Origin of the sequence: Streptomyces sp. NPDC019396 (assembly GCF_040632375.1) — a bacterium.
Classification (GTDB): Bacteria; Actinomycetota; Actinomycetes; order Streptomycetales; family Streptomycetaceae; genus Streptomyces.
Map to the genome: position 1 here is coordinate 51,300 of NZ_JBEYBS010000030.1, position 14,629 is coordinate 65,928.

Here is a 14,629-nt window from a genome sequence, read left to right on the forward strand (position 1 = left end):
CCGCGGTGCGCCGCACTTCTCGGCGGTGCCCGGCGTGCCCGGTGGGCCCGCACTGGAGGCGCCGGGCGGGCTGGGTGCAGGGGCTGCCCGTGCCCGCGGTGTTGCCGCGGGAGCCACTCCGGAGCTCATGTCCGGGAACGACGCGGCGGGGTGCCGTGCACCGAGGCTTGCCCCGGCGCACCGCACCCCGCACGCTACTTCGCGACAGGCTCCTCGGAGGGCTTCGCGTCCTCTACGCCCTCACGGGTCGCGGGGACCACCTCGCCCGAGGTGCGGGCCAGCTCGCCCGAGGCGATCTCCCGGGTGAAGTGGCAGGCCACCTTGTGACCGCCCCCGGTGTCCGTCAGCTCGGGGCGCTCCTTCGCGCAGCGGTCCTGAGCCCAGGGGCAGCGGGTGTGGAAGCGGCACCCCGCAGGAGGGTTCGCGGGGGACGGCAGGTCCCCCCGGAGCAGGATCCGCTCGCGGCGGTCCTCCACCTCGGGGTCCGGCACCGGCACCGCCGACATCAGCGCCTTGGTGTACGGGTGCTTCGGCTCCGCGTACAGCGCGTCGCTGGGTGCCTCCTCCACCAGCGAGCCGAGGTACATGACCCCGATGACGTCCGAGATGTGCCGGACGACCGCGAGGTCGTGGGCGATGACGAGATACGTCAGACCCATCGACTCCTGGAGCTCCTCCAGGAGGTTGATGACCTGCGCCTGGATGGAGACGTCCAGCGCGGACACCGGCTCGTCGCAGATGATCACGTCCGGTTCGAGCACCAGGGCCCGGGCGATCCCGATGCGCTGGCGCTGACCACCGGAGAACTCGTGCGGGTAGCGGGACAGGGCGTTCGCCGGAAGCCCCACCTTCGCCAGGATCTCCTTGATCTTCTCCCGGCGCGCCTCCTGGTTCGCGCCGATGCCGTGTGCGGCCATGCCCTCGGACAGGATCGACTCGATGTTCTGCCGGGGGTTGAGGCTGCCCAGCGGGTCCTGGAAGACCATCTGGAGCCGCCGCCGGAAGGAGCGCAGTTCCTTCTCGGGGAGCTGCGCCACATCCGTGCCGTCGAGCACGACCTTGCCGTCTGTGACATCCACGAGCCGCAGCACCGCGCGCCCCAGCGTGGTCTTGCCGCAGCCGGACTCACCGACGAGACCGTAGGTCTGCCCGGCCTCGACCGAGAGCGAGATCCCGTCGACGGCGTAGACATGGCCGACCGTACGGTTGAAGAGAAGGCCCTTCCTGACCGGGAAGTGGACCTTCACTCCATCGAGTTCGAGCAGACTCATGCCGGGACCTCCGTGGTGGCCAGGACCGGGTTGACGCAGCGGGCCTGGTGTCCGGGCTCGCGGGGTTCGGTCAGTTGGGGCGTACCGGTCAGGCAGTCCATCTCGTAGCGGTCGCAGCGCGGGGCGAAGGCGCAGCCCTCGGCCCAGGCGATCTGGTCGTTGATGGATCCGCGGATGGGGTTGAGCGGCTCACCGCGCGGCGCGTCGAGCCGTGGGATGGAGCCCAGCAGTCCGTGGGTGTACGGGTGCGTGGGGTGCGCGAAGAGCTCACGCCTGCCCGCCGACTCGACGGCCTTGCCCGCGTACAGCACGTTGACCTGGTCGCACAGGCCGGCGACGACACCCAGGTCATGAGTGATCATCAGCAGGGCGGTGCCTTCCTGGTCCACCAGCTCCTTGAGCAGTTCCAGGATCTGCGCCTGGATGGTGACATCCAGGGCGGTGGTCGGCTCGTCGGCGATGAGCAGCCGGGGCGCGCACGCCACCGCCATGGCGATGAGGGCGCGCTGGCGCATACCGCCGGAGAGCTGGTGCGGGTACTCCTTGAGGCGCCGGGTGGGGTCGGGAATGCCGACCCGGTCCAGCAGGTGTGCGGCTTCCTTGCGGGCGGCCTCGCCCTTGAGCCCCCGGTGGCGCTGGAGGATCTCGGTGACCTGCACCCCGATGGGAACGACGGGGTTGAGCGAGGAGAGCGGATCCTGAAAGATCATCGCCAGCTGACTGCCGCGCATGTCCCGCATCTTGCCGGGGCTCAGCGACAGCAGGTCGGCGCCGTCGTAGTCCGCGCGGCCGCCCAGAGTGACCCCCTTGCGCGGAAGCAGGCCCATCAGGGCGAGGGAGGTCACTGACTTCCCACAGCCCGATTCGCCGACCAGGCCGACAACCTGGCCCTGATCCACGGAGAAGGACACACCGTTGACGGCCCTGACGTCCTTGCGGCCGCGTCCGCCGAAGGTGACGGTCAGTTCGTCCACATTGAGCAGTGGCATGACATCAACCTCGCAGCTTCGGGTCGAGCGCTTCGCGCATGGCCTCGCCGAGCAGGGTGAAGCCGAGGGCCGTGATGATGATGCCGACCGCCGGGTACATCGACATCATCGGCTCGTTGTCGAAGAACCGCTGGGCCTGGGAGAGCATCACACCCCACTCAGGCACGGCCGGGTCGGGGTTGCCGAGGCCCAGGTACGACAGCGCCGCCGCCTCGATGATGGCGGTGGCGAGGCTGAGGGTCGCCTGGACGATCACCGGGCTCAGCGAGTTGGGCATGATCTGGGTGAGCACGATCCGCTGCTTGCGGATCCCGAGGGCACGCGCCGCCAGCACATAGTCGCTGCCGCCCTGCGCGAGCATAGAACCGCGCAGCAGCCGGGCGAAGATGGGGATCTGCACCACACCGACGGCGATCATGACGGTGGTCAGCGACTGCCCCATCACCGCGGCGATGGACACGGCCAGCAGCAGCGACGGCAGCGCCAGCATGATGTCGGTGACGCGCATGATGATGTCGTCGATGCGCTGTCCCGCGCGGCCGCCGAGGGTGGCCGCCGCGCCCGAAACGGCGCCGATCAGGGCACCGACGATCAGGCCGATGAGCATCGAGACCACACCGACGAGCAGGGTCTGGCGGGCGCCCACGAGCATCCGGGAGAACACGTCGCGGCCCAGGTGGTCCAGGCCGAACCAGTTCTCGCCGCGCGCGCCGACGAACTCGCCCCTGTTGGGGAAGACCTCGGCACGCCAGGCCTGGTCGGTCGGTGCGTGGGGGGCGATCCAGGGGCCGATGATCGCGAGCACGACGAAGGCCGCGATGATCACGGCACCGATGATCGCCGCCTTGCTGCCTCGCAGCCGGCGGAACGCCTCACGCCACAGGCTCGCGCCACTGGACGTCTCGGTCCTCGCGGTGAGTTCCGCGAGCCGGTCGATCTTCGAGGTCTTGGTGATTGCCAGGCTCATCAGTGCACCCGCACCCTCGGATCAATGAGGCTGTACGCGAGATCGACCAGCAGGTTGATCAGTACGTACACCATCGCGATGAACATGATGAAGCCGACGAGCACCGGGTAGTCGCGGGCGTCGATCGCGGTACGGATGAAGGAGCCGATCCCGCCGAAGGAGAACACCGACTCGGTGAGCACCGCGCCCGACAGCAGGCTGCCCGTGAGCAGGCCGATCGTGGTAACCACGGGCAGCAGCGCGTTGCGCAGGATGTGACGGCCCCGGACCGTCTTCCGGTCCAACCCCTTGGACTCGGCCGTGCGGATGTAGTCCTCGCCGAGCACCTCCAGCACGCTGGCGCGTGTCATCCGCACGATGACCGCGAGCGGAATGGAGGCGAGCGCGATCCCTGGCAGCACCAAGTGCTTCATCGCGTCCAGGGAGGCGTCGAACTCACCGGTGAGAACACCGTCGAGCACGGCGAAGCCGGTCACCGTGGTGGCGTCGATGCCGGTGCTGAGACGGCCGTAGGTCCCGAAGACGTCGCCGAGGGCGCTCTTGAGCAGCTGGGCCAGGAAGAAGACCGGGATGCAGATCCCGACGAGCGATCCGGAGACCGAGGCCACGTCCAGCCAGCCGCCGCGCTTGCGGGCGGCGAGGTAGCCGAGCGGAATGCCGACCACGGTAGCCATGATCATGGCGGCGACGCTGAGTTCGACCGTGGCGGGGAACCGCAGCACGAATTCGTCCCACACCGGCTGTCCGGTCTGGGTGGAGGTACCGAGGTCCAGTTCGAAGATGCGCTTGAGGAAGCGCCCGTACTGGACATACAGCGGCTGATCGAGCCCGAGCGCCCGGTTGATACGTGCCACTTCGGCTTCGGTCGCCCGCTCGCCCAGGATCGCTGAGGCGGGTCCGCCGGGCAGTCGGTTCAGCCAGATGAACAGCAGAACCGACAGGCCGAGCAGGGTGGGTATCAGCTGTAGCAGTCGTCGTACGACGAGTCGCAACACCCCGCATGCCCCTTTCTTGCGTGTGTTGTACGAGTGGTACGGGAATGGGATGCGGGTCCGCCCGGCCGACAGCGTGCATCGGCCGGGCGGACCCCCATGCGGTGTGCTACTTGAAGGAGACCTCGGCGAAGTTCTCCTGCGTCAGCGGGGAGACCTTCGGCGGGTTGACGTTCTTGCCGAAGGCGATGGCCGGCGGCGAGGAGGACAGCGGGACACCAGGCAGGTAGTCCATGATGGTCTCGTTGGCCTTCTTGTAGAAGTCCACGCGCTTGGTCGGGTCGGCCTCGACGGAACCGGCCTTCACCGCCTGGAAGACCTTGGCGTCCTTGAAGCCCCACTGCTTGTCGTACTCGGCGAACCAGGTGCCGATGAAGTTGTAGCCGTCGTTGAAGTCACCGGTCCAGCCCAGCATGTGCAGGGCGCAGGAGCCGGCCTCGGTGGCGTCCAGGTAGTCCGGGGCCCACTTCATCGGCTTCGGGGTGACCTTGATTCCGGCCTTCTCCAGGTCGGCCTTGAGCAGCTCGAAGATGTCCTGCGGGGCGGGCATGTACGGGCGGGTGACCTCGGTCGGGTAGCAGAACTCGATCGAGAGGTTGCTCTCCTTCGCCGACGCCAGCAGCGACTTGGCCTTGGCGGTGTCGAAGGCGTACTGCTTCACCTTGTCCGAGTAGCCGGCGACCGTGTCGGGCATGAACTGGGTCGCGACCTTGCCGCCCTCGGGCAGCTGGGTCTTGACCATGTTCTCGCGGTCGATGGCGTGCGCGATGGCCTGGCGGACGGCGGGCTTCTTCAGCGCCGGGTTCTTCTCCTGGGACATACCGAGGTAGAAGATGTTGAAGACATCACGGGTCGGAACCTTGAAGCCGGCGCCCTCGAGCGTCTTGATGTCGGCGGGCGCGACCAGGTCGTAGCCGTTGATGTCGCCGGCCTGAAGGGCCTGGCGGCGGCCGTCATCGGTGTCGATCGTACGGAAGACGAGGTTCTTCACCTTCGCCTTCTCGCCCCAGTAGTCGTCGAAGCGCTCAAGGGAGACTTCCTTGTTGCCCTTGTTCCACTTCGTGATCTTGTACGGGCCGGTACCGGCGACCGTGCCGGCCTCCTGGCTGTACTTGGGGTACGTGATGGCGTCGCCCTTGGCGCTCGCGTCCTGCTTCTCGTACTCCTTGATCGCCTTCGGCGAGTGGATGGCGAGGGCCTGGAGCGAGAAGCCGCCGGGCAGGTTGGCCGAGGGCTCGTTGACCTCGATGACCGCGGTGTTCTCGTCCTTGGCGGTGCAGGACTTGTAGTTCGCCTTCGGCGTCTCCTTGTCCGCGTTCGCCTTGAACCCGCCCATGATGGTCTGCCAGTAGTACGAGACCGCGCTCGACTGGTACGTGCCCGCCCAGTTGAACCAGTGGTCGTAGTTGGCGCAGACCGCGGCGGCGTTGAACGCCTCGCCGTCGTGGAACTTCACACCCTTGCGCAGGTTGAAGGTCCAGACCTTGCCGGCCGGGTCGCTGGACCACTTCTCGGCGAGACCGCCGACGAGCTTGCTGCCGCCGGACTCGTGCTCCAGCAGCGCCTCGAACGCCTGGCGGGTGACCCGGAAGGTCTCACCGTCGCTCGCGAGGGCCGGGTCGAGGGAGCTCGGGTCACCCGGAGCACCGAAGACGAAGGTGTCCCCCGCACCCTTGTCTCCGTCCTTGCCACGCTCGCTGGAACAACCGGTGGCTATCAGGCCGACCGCAAGGACCGCCGTCACCGCCCGAACAGCCCTGGACTTGAAAATTCGCATGGGTCCACCCCTGGGTCGCCATGTGTGGTCTTGACCGGCCGAACACTACTCACGCATGTCAGGACAGAGAACAGTCCGTATAGCGGTGATACCGACCTGAGACCCGGACACTTGGCAAATCGGGCGGATGCGGGACATCGCAGCGCTTCTTTTAACTTCCCCGACACAGAGCGACGTTGGGGAGATGCCGGGCGGGGATACGGCGCAGGGCGCCGCCGACCAGCAGGTCAGCGATACTGCGCGGGAGCCGGGCCGCCCGCGGGCCCGGGGGGCGGAAAGCCGTATCCGGGCTGCTGGGCCGGTGCGCCGTGCGCCTCCCGGTCGTAGAACGGTCGGGCATTGGCCCGCAGCCACATCGTCACAGGGTCGTACTCATCGGACATGGCGACCGTGGAGACGGGGAGTCCGTCCGGCACCGCGGCGATGGACTGCTGCATCATCGCCCGCACGCTCTCGACGGACTGCTGCCCCGTGTCGTAGAGATCGAGACCGATGGCGAGATACGGGGCACCGAGCGCGGGCTGCACCCAGACCCTGCGCAGCGAGCGGATCGCGGGGGTGCGGTGGGCGTTCTGCGTGAGCAGCGCGTAGAACTGCGGGAGCTCGATGGCTGGTTCGGTCAGCCGCAGTGGACCCGCGGGCATGCGGTCGAGACCGGTGGCGATCCGGCGCAGATCGGGCCAGGGGATGCCGACGCCGCCGCCCGGGGCATGCGGGTTGAGCCAGATGCCGTAGCGGTCGGGGAAGAGTGCGCGGGCGATGTCCGGGGCGCCGATGACCTCGTGTGCGCGGTTCCAGCCGGAGGCGGCGAGCTCCTGGGTGGAGGTGACGCACGGGGCGTAGAGCTGGCCGTCGATCTCCATGTTTCCGTACTGGGCGTCGGGGGAGCCTGGCTGGCCGTGCCACAGCAGCATCCAGAGCCGGCCGGCCGAGGGGTCGGCGAGTGCGTGCAGCAACGCCTCGTAGGCGTCGTAGCGCCCGGGCGTCACCTGGCGCAGCATGTGCTCGACCTGCCCGGCCGACGCAGTGCCTGACGCACTCACTTGGATCCCGCCCCTCTTCGATCCGCCTTTGGAAACCAGCTTATGCGGCCGTACCGACACCGGCCGGACGCCTGCCGTGCGACTATGCGTGCGACTGGGGGTACTGCCTGGTGTAGAAGGGCCGCACCCGGTTCAGCATCCAGTCGCCCACGGGGTCCTGGGCGACGTCCAGCAGGACCAGGTTGACCGGCCACTGCACGTGGACCCGGCCCAGCGCGCGGCCGAGCGCGTCCATCGGGGCGGTGCGGTGATGGCCCTCCCAGGCGGACATCTGGACCCCGATGAAGAGCGTCGGCGCCTCCCCCTCGATGCTCGCCAGGACCCGGCGGGCGGTCTGCACGACGCCGGTCTCCTCGAACTCTCCCGCCGCGGCGGCGAGAAAGTCGATGGGCTCCTCCTGCCAGTCCGGCTCGAACAGCCGCACACGGCCTCCGCTCGCGGGGCCGTCCAGGGGAGTACGGCCGGCCCGGCACAGCTCGGCGACGGCGAGTGGTGGCAGCGGCACGCCGACGGCGCCGCCTGGATTCACGACGATGCCGAGCTGAGGCGGCAGCCCGCGGGCGAACTCGGTCGTCGGGGCCACCGTGCCGGACATGTGCTCCCCCAGGCACTGCACGAACTGCTGGTGGGAGCTGTAGACGGGCACGTACGGCGCGCCGTCGATCTCCAGCGTGGGCAGATCGAGACTGGGGCTGTCGGGTCCGCCTCCGTTGGGCAGGGGCACCCAGACGTGGCTGCGGCCCAGCACCTCGACGAGCCGGCCGCCCGCGCCGGGCATCCCGACGGATGCGGCCAGCACCTCCTCCAGCTCATTGGAGGGCCATGTCGTGTCCACTACGTCCCTGCTTCCCCGTCCGCCCGGACCGGCGGCGTGTCTGCGCCCGTTCTGCACCGTCCTGCGCCAGCAGAGTAACCGTAATGGCGTAAGGCGGCCGGGGCACGGCGGCGCACGAACGGGTACCCGCTCGAACGGGCATGGGGCGGGAGCGACGTGCGCCCGGCAGCGGCGCGGGACGGGGACGGTGGTACGGGACGGGGAACGGCAGCGCGCGACGGGGAACGAGTCCGGCCCCGGGTCTCAGACGCGCTTGCCGAAGCCGATCCGCTTCAGCACCGTCGCCGCGTCCCGGTCCAGCAGGGTCGCGGAGGCGCACCCCGCCGGAAGCCGTCCGCGCTCGGCGTCCCGCACCAGCCGGGAGACCGCGCGCCGGTGGCGGTGGAAGGCGTAAGGAGAGACGCCGCGGCCGCGCTCGCGCTGGCCCGCGCGGGCGACGGCCGGGGTGACGTCCAGCAGGAGCAGATGCAGGGCTCTGCCGCGGCGCCGCGCCTCGTGCGCCAGCCAGCGGCGGACCCAGGACTGGGTACCGCAGTCGTGCACGATCACCCCCGAGCCCGAGCGCAGCGCACGCCAAAGGCCCGCGTAATGGGCGGCACGGACCAGGGGTCGGTAGACCGCGTACGGCAGCATCCGGGGCATCCGGGTGCCCCAGCGGTCGCGGGTGTCCTGGGAGTCGATCCCGCCACCGTCCGCGGCGCGCCGGATCAGGGTGGACTTGCCGCTTCCGGGCAGGCCGGAGATCACCACCACGTCCCCGTGCGCGAACTCCAGGTCGCGGGGGCTCCGCCCGGCGCGCTCCCGCAGATCCCGCACCACCGGCCGGGGGGCAGCGGGCGCGTGGGTGCCCACGCCAAGGAGCCCGCGTACCCGCACGGGCACGGGCACCCTGGTCCCGGTGGACACTCCCGGTGTTGTCGTCATCGAGGCACCTGGCTGCTCCAACGTCATCGCACTCCCCCTTGTCGGGTCGCATGAGACCCTGCCCAAGAAGCCTAAAGAAAAGGTAATGACCATCAAGTGATTTGCCGATCGTGACACCCGTGCAATGATGAGCCCGCCAACTGCATACCGGCCGCTTGAATCCGCGCGGGAGAGTCCCGGTCGCCGTCAACGTGTGTACATACACAGTCACCGTCTACGGATACCGGGCGCCGAAGGAGCAAGTCCCTCCCTTGAATCTCTCAGGCCCCGTACCGCGAGGATGAGGCAGATCTGAAAAGCGGGCCGCAGACCCTGCGGCTCCACCCAAGGTGCAAGTCATGCCCCGCGTGTACGCCGTGTACACAGGGCCATGACGAACCTCTCAGGTTTCATGACAGATGGGGAGGATCGTCCTCGCCAGTCATGCCCTGGGAGTCCTATCCAATGAGCACCACCCCCCGTCACACGGCCCTCGACGCCCTGCACCGTTCGCTGGGCGCGACCATGACCGACTTCGCCGGCTGGGACATGCCGCTGCGTTACGGCAGCGAGCGCGACGAGCACAACGCCGTGCGCACCAAAGCCGGTCTCTTCGACCTGTCGCACATGGGCGAGATCACGGTGACCGGACCACAGGCCGCCGCCCTTCTGGACTACGCGCTGGTCGGCAACATCGGCGGGGTCGGAGTCGGCCGGGCGCGCTACACGATGATCTGCCAGGAGGACGGCGGGATCCTGGACGACCTGATCGTCTACCGGCTCGGCGAGCAGGAGTACATGGTCGTCGCCAACGCCTCCAACGCGCAGATCGTGCTGGACGCCCTGACCGCACGCGCCGGGGCTCACGGGGGATTCGACGCGGCCGTACGCGACGACCGCGACGCCTACGCGCTGATCGCGGTCCAGGGCCCGGAGTCTCCCGGCATCCTGAAGTCGCTCACCGACGCCGATCTGGACGGACTGAAGTACTACGCGGGCCTGCCCGGAACCGTCGCCGGGGTACCCGCGCTGATCGCCCGTACCGGCTACACCGGCGAGGACGGCTTCGAGCTCTTCGTCGAACCGCAGCACGCCGAGAGGCTGTGGCGGGCACTGACCGAGGCCGGCGAGCCCGTCGGTCTCGTGCCCTGCGGTCTGTCCTGCCGCGACACGCTGCGCCTGGAGGCGGGCATGCCGCTGTACGGACACGAGCTGACCACCTCGCTCACCCCGTTCGACGCGGGCCTGGGCCGGGTCGTGAAGTTCGAGAAGGAGGGCGACTTCGTGGGGCGGAGCGCCCTCGAGGCCGCCGCTGAGCGCGCCGCCGCGAACCCGCCGCGCAAGCTGGTCGGGCTGGTCGCCGAGGGCCGCCGGGTGCCCCGCGCCGGGATGTCGGTGGTCGTGGACGGCGAGGTGGTGGGCGAGGTCACGTCCGGCGCCCCCTCCCCCACCCTGGGCAAGCCGATCGCCATGGCCTACGTGGACGCGGCGCACGCCGCGCCCGGCAGCGCGGGTGTGGGCGTCGACATCCGCGGTACCCATGAGCCGTACGAGGCCGTCGCGCTCCCCTTCTACAAGCGCCAGAAGTAGACCCCTGCTGCCTCCGGCAGCCCCCGTCAGCAGCACTTCCCCGCGTACAGGAGAATTCAGCCATGAGCAACCCCCAGCAGCTGCGCTACAGCAAGGAGCACGAGTGGCTGTCGGCCGCCGAGGACGGCGTGTCGACGGTCGGCATCACGGAGCACGCGGCGAACGCGCTCGGCGATGTCGTCTACGTCCAGCTCCCCGAGCTCGGCGACACGGTGACCGCGGGCGAGACCTGCGGTGAGCTGGAGTCGACCAAGTCGGTCAGCGACCTGTACTCCCCGGTGTCCGGCGAGGTCACCGAGGTCAACGACGACGTCGTGAACGACCCGTCGCTGGTGAACACCGCTCCGTTCGAGGGTGGCTGGCTGTTCAAGGTACGCGTCGCGGAGGAGCCGGCCGACCTGCTCTCCGCCGACGAGTACACCGAGTTCGCCAGCTGACCCACGACCAGGCCACAGCCACAAGGGATCGCGTGATGTCGCTTCTGAACACTCCCCTGCACGAGCTCGACCCGGACGTCGCCGCTGCCGTCGACGCCGAGCTCCACCGCCAGCAGTCCACCCTGGAGATGATCGCCTCGGAGAACTTCGCTCCGGTCGCGGTCATGGAGGCCCAGGGCTCCGTCCTGACCAACAAGTACGCCGAGGGCTACCCGGGCCGCCGCTACTACGGTGGCTGCGAGCACGTCGACGTGGTCGAAGAGATCGCCATCGACCGCGTCAAGGCGCTGTTCGGCGCCGAGCACGCCAACGTGCAGCCGCACTCGGGTGCCCAGGCCAACGCGGCGGCGATGTTCGCGCTGCTGAAGCCGGGCGACACGATCATGGGTCTGAACCTCGCGCACGGCGGGCACCTGACCCATGGAATGAAGATCAACTTCTCCGGCAAGCTCTACAACGTGGTGGCCTACCACGTGGACGACGCCACCGGCCAGGTCGACATGGCCGAGGTCGAGCGGCTCGCCAAGGAGTCCAAGCCCAAGCTGATCGTGGCCGGCTGGTCCGCGTACCCGCGTCAGCTGGACTTCGCCGCCTTCCGCCGTATCGCGGACGAGGTCGGCGCGTATCTGATGGTCGACATGGCCCACTTCGCGGGCCTGGTCGCCGCGGGTCTGCACCCCAACCCGGTGCCGCACGCCCACGTCGTGACCACGACCACCCACAAGACTCTGGGCGGTCCCCGCGGTGGTGTGATCCTGTGCACCTCCGAGCTGGCCAAGAAGATCAACTCCGCGGTCTTCCCCGGCCAGCAGGGCGGTCCGCTGGAACACGTCATCGCGGCCAAGGCGGTCTCCTTCAAGGTCGCGGCCTCCGAGGACTTCAAGGAGCGCCAGCAGCGCACGCTGGAAGGCGCGCGGATCCTCGCCGAGCGCCTGGTCCAGGACGATGTGGCGGAGGTCGGTGTCTCGGTCCTGTCCGGCGGCACGGACGTGCACCTGGTCCTGGTCGACCTGCGGAACTCCGAGCTCGACGGCCAGCAGGCCGAGGACCTCCTCCACGAGGTCGGCATCACGGTCAACCGCAACGCCATCCCGAACGACCCGCGCCCGCCGATGGTCACATCGGGGCTGCGGATCGGCACGCCTGCCCTCGCGACCCGCGGTTTCCAGGCCGAGGACTTCCGCGAGGTGGCGGACATCATCGCCGAGACGCTGAAGCCGTCCTACGACGCCGAGGCGCTGCGCGCACGGGTGACGGCGCTCGCCGCGAAGCATCCGCTTTACCCTGGGCTGTAACAGCCTCACGTGAATAACTGAACGGGGCATCGCGCGCACTTTCGGTGAATGCGGTGCCCCGTACCACGCCCCTGAACGTTTGTTTTTCTGCACGACCCTGGCAGACAACGGCGTCTACCACCCGCAAGGAGTACCACCGTGGCCATCTCGGTCTTCGACCTGTTCTCGATCGGCATAGGCCCGTCCAGCTCCCACACGGTCGGCCCGATGCGCGCGGCCGCCCTGTTCGCCCGCCGTCTGAAGAACGAGGGCCAGCTCGCCCACACCGCGAGGGTCCGCGGCGAGCTGTACGGCTCACTCGGCGCGACCGGCCACGGCCACGGCACCCCGAAGGCCGTCCTGCTCGGCCTGGAGGGCGAGTCGCCCCGCACCGTCGACGTCGAGTCGGCCGACGACCGGGTCGAGCAGATCAGAAGCGGCAAGCGGATCAGCGTGCTCGGGGTGCACGAGATCGACTTCGACTTCGACGCGGACCTGGTCCTGCACCGCCGCAAGGCCCTCCCGTACCACGCGAACGGCATGACGCTGTGGGCCTATGACGCCGAGGGCGCCACGCTGCTGGAGAAGACCTACTACTCGGTCGGCGGCGGTTTCGTCGTGGACGAGGACGCGGTCGGCGAGGACCGGATCAAGCTCGACGACACCGTGCTGGTGTATCCCTTCCGCACCGGGGACGAGTTGCTGCGGCTGTCCCGCGACACGGGCCTGTCGATCTCCTCGCTGATGCTGGAGAACGAGAAGGCCTGGCGCACCGAGGACGAGATCCGCGAGGGGCTGCTGGACATCTGGCGGGTCATGCAGGCCTGCGTCTCGCGCGGAATGTCACGCGAGGGCATCCTGCCGGGCGGGCTCAAGGTCCGCAGGCGCGCCGCCACCACCGCGCGCAAGCTCCGCTCCGAGGGTGACCCGCTGGCCCTCGCGATGGAGTGGATCACGCTCTACGCGATGGCGGTGAACGAGGAGAACGCGGCGGGCGGCCGTGTCGTCACCGCCCCCACGAACGGCGCCGCGGGCATCATCCCGGCTGTCCTGCACTACTACATGAACTTCGTCCCCGGCGCGGACGAGGAGGGCGTGGTCCGCTTCCTGCTGGCCGCGGGCGCGATCGGCATGCTCTTCAAGGAGAACGCCTCCATCTCCGGCGCCGAAGTCGGCTGCCAGGGCGAGGTCGGCTCGGCCTGCTCCATGGCCGCCGGCGCACTCGCCGAGGTCCTCGGCGGCTCTCCCGAACAGGTGGAGAACGCCGCGGAGATCGGCATGGAACACAACCTGGGCCTGACCTGCGACCCGGTGGGCGGTCTGGTCCAGATCCCGTGCATCGAGCGCAACGGCATGGCCGCGGTGAAGGCGGTCACGGCGGCCAGGATGGCGATGCGTGGCGACGGCAGCCACAAGGTCTCGCTCGACAAGGTCATCAAGACCATGAAGGACACCGGAGCGGACATGTCCGTCAAGTACAAGGAGACAGCCCGGGGCGGGCTCGCGGTGAACATCATCGAGTGCTGAGGCAAGCAGCCTCATCGGATCACCGCGCACGCGGTTGAGTAATCCCTGCTCTCGCGCCTGCTCATCATCCGGAAGTACTTTCGGCTGGAAGTTGTCCGCTGCCTCACGCGGTGTCGCGCGGCGGGCGCTCGACCGCGATCCTGCACGTTTGCGCAGGTCGACTTCATGAACCGGAGACGTGGATGCCGGAAAGCGGCACGGCCACACAGGATCTGTCCCAGCGCGATGTGGTGGGTGTGCGTCGTGTGGGGTTCCTGGTGGTTCTTGTGCTGGGCGGTTTGACGGCATTGCCGCCCTTGTCGATGGACATGTATCTGCCGGCGCTGCCTCAGGTGACGGGGGCGTTGGACGCGTCGGCGGCGACGGTTCAGCTCACGTTGACGGCTTGCCTGGCCGGGATGGCGCTGGGGCAGCTTGTCGTCGGTCCGATGAGTGACCGGTGGGGCCGGCGGCGTCCGCTGCTGGTGGGGATGGCCGTGTATGTGGCGGCGACCGCGGTGTGTGCGCTGGCTCCGGGTGCCGAGTTGCTGATTGCGTTCCGGTTGCTTCAGGGGCTGGCCGGGGCGGCGGGGATCGTGATCGCGCGGGCGGTGGTGCGCGATCTGTACGACGGTGTGGCGATGGCCCGGTTCTTCTCCAGTCTGATGCTGGTTTCGGGGATGGCCCCGATCATCGCGCCGCTGATCGGCGGGCAGGTCCTGCGGGTCACCGACTGGCGCGGGGTGTTCTACGTGCTCGCCGGGATCGGGTTGCTGCTGACCTTGCTGGCGGCGAGGTTCCTGCACGAGACGCTGCCGCCGGAGCGGCGGCACAGCGGGGGTGTGGGCCAGGCGCTGGGCACCATGCGGGGGTTGCTCGCGGACCGGGTGTTCGCCGGGTACACGCTGGCGGGCGGGTTGGCGTTCGCGACCCTGTTCGCGTACATATCGGCTTCGCCGTTCGTGGTGCAGGAGATCTACGGGGCTTCGCCGCAGACGTTCAGTCTGCTGTTCGGGCTGAACTCGCTGGGTCTGGTGGCGGTGGG

13 protein-coding genes and 1 riboswitch are annotated in these 14,629 nt (G+C 69.0%); of the genes, 5 read left to right on the forward strand and 8 right to left on the reverse strand.

Translation table 11 applies throughout. From position 1 onward, the window contains the following. Positions 1 to 194: 194 nt before the first annotated feature. From ABZ532_RS27425 to ABZ532_RS27460, 8 genes are all read right to left on the reverse strand, one after another. On the reverse strand, positions 195 to 1,271 hold the full coding sequence (locus ABZ532_RS27425; protein ID WP_361289241.1) for an oligopeptide/dipeptide ABC transporter ATP-binding protein: 1,077 nt from the start codon (positions 1,269 to 1,271) through the stop codon (positions 195 to 197). Continuing rightward, positions 1,268 to 2,260: an ABC transporter ATP-binding protein gene (locus tag ABZ532_RS27430; protein ID WP_361289244.1), complete on the reverse strand. Its 993-nt coding sequence runs from the start codon at positions 2,258 to 2,260 to the stop codon at positions 1,268 to 1,270. Before ABZ532_RS27430 ends, ABZ532_RS27425 begins: the two co-directional genes overlap by 4 nt. Positions 2,261 to 2,264: 4 nt before the next feature. Next, positions 2,265 to 3,227 carry an ABC transporter permease gene (locus ABZ532_RS27435; RefSeq protein ID WP_361289247.1) on the reverse strand — a complete coding sequence of 321 codons (963 nt, stop codon included), beginning with the start codon at positions 3,225 to 3,227 and terminating at the stop codon, positions 2,265 to 2,267. Next, a complete protein-coding gene (locus ABZ532_RS27440) occupies positions 3,227 to 4,222 on the reverse strand; it encodes an ABC transporter permease (RefSeq protein WP_361289250.1) in 996 nt (331 codons plus the stop codon). Before ABZ532_RS27440 ends, ABZ532_RS27435 begins: the two co-directional genes overlap by 1 nt. 106 nt (positions 4,223 to 4,328) lie before the next feature. Then, positions 4,329 to 5,996, reverse strand: coding sequence for an ABC transporter substrate-binding protein (locus tag ABZ532_RS27445; protein WP_361289253.1), 1,668 nt, complete (start codon positions 5,994 to 5,996; stop codon positions 4,329 to 4,331). A gap of 227 nt (positions 5,997 to 6,223) precedes the next feature. Continuing rightward, the gene (locus ABZ532_RS27450; RefSeq protein ID WP_361289256.1) at positions 6,224 to 7,039 is read right to left on the reverse strand and encodes an enhanced serine sensitivity protein SseB C-terminal domain-containing protein; all 816 of its coding nucleotides are present in this window, start codon (positions 7,037 to 7,039) and stop codon (positions 6,224 to 6,226) included. Positions 7,040 to 7,121: 82 nt separating this feature from the next. Continuing rightward, on the reverse strand, positions 7,122 to 7,874 hold the full coding sequence (locus ABZ532_RS27455) for an enhanced serine sensitivity protein SseB (RefSeq protein ID WP_361289259.1): 753 nt from the start codon (positions 7,872 to 7,874) through the stop codon (positions 7,122 to 7,124). Between the two features lie 243 nt (positions 7,875 to 8,117). Continuing rightward, positions 8,118 to 8,798 (reverse strand): AAA family ATPase, encoded by a 681-nt coding sequence (locus tag ABZ532_RS27460; RefSeq protein ID WP_361289262.1) that lies wholly within the window; start codon positions 8,796 to 8,798, stop codon positions 8,118 to 8,120. A gap of 156 nt (positions 8,799 to 8,954) precedes the next feature. Beyond that, positions 8,955 to 9,083, forward strand: a riboswitch (glycine riboswitch). 159 nt (positions 9,084 to 9,242) lie between these two features. Here ABZ532_RS27460 and gcvT point away from each other — a divergent pair. The 5 genes from gcvT to ABZ532_RS27485 all read left to right on the forward strand — a co-directional run. Then, positions 9,243 to 10,367, forward strand: coding sequence for a glycine cleavage system aminomethyltransferase GcvT (gcvT, locus tag ABZ532_RS27465; protein WP_361289265.1), 1,125 nt, complete (start codon positions 9,243 to 9,245; stop codon positions 10,365 to 10,367). Between the two features lie 62 nt (positions 10,368 to 10,429). Then, on the forward strand, positions 10,430 to 10,804 hold the full coding sequence (gene gcvH, locus ABZ532_RS27470) for a glycine cleavage system protein GcvH (RefSeq protein ID WP_361289268.1): 375 nt from the start codon (positions 10,430 to 10,432) through the stop codon (positions 10,802 to 10,804). 35 nt (positions 10,805 to 10,839) lie between these two features. Further along, entirely contained in the window at positions 10,840 to 12,099 is a 1,260-nt protein-coding gene (glyA, locus tag ABZ532_RS27475) for a serine hydroxymethyltransferase (RefSeq protein ID WP_361289271.1), read from the forward strand. A 138-nt stretch (positions 12,100 to 12,237) separates the two neighbouring features. Continuing rightward, on the forward strand, positions 12,238 to 13,605 hold the full coding sequence (locus ABZ532_RS27480; RefSeq protein WP_361289274.1) for an L-serine ammonia-lyase: 1,368 nt from the start codon (positions 12,238 to 12,240) through the stop codon (positions 13,603 to 13,605). A 182-nt stretch (positions 13,606 to 13,787) separates the two neighbouring features. Then, on the forward strand, positions 13,788 to 14,629 hold an 842-nt coding region (locus ABZ532_RS27485), incomplete at its 3' end, for a multidrug effflux MFS transporter (RefSeq protein WP_361289277.1).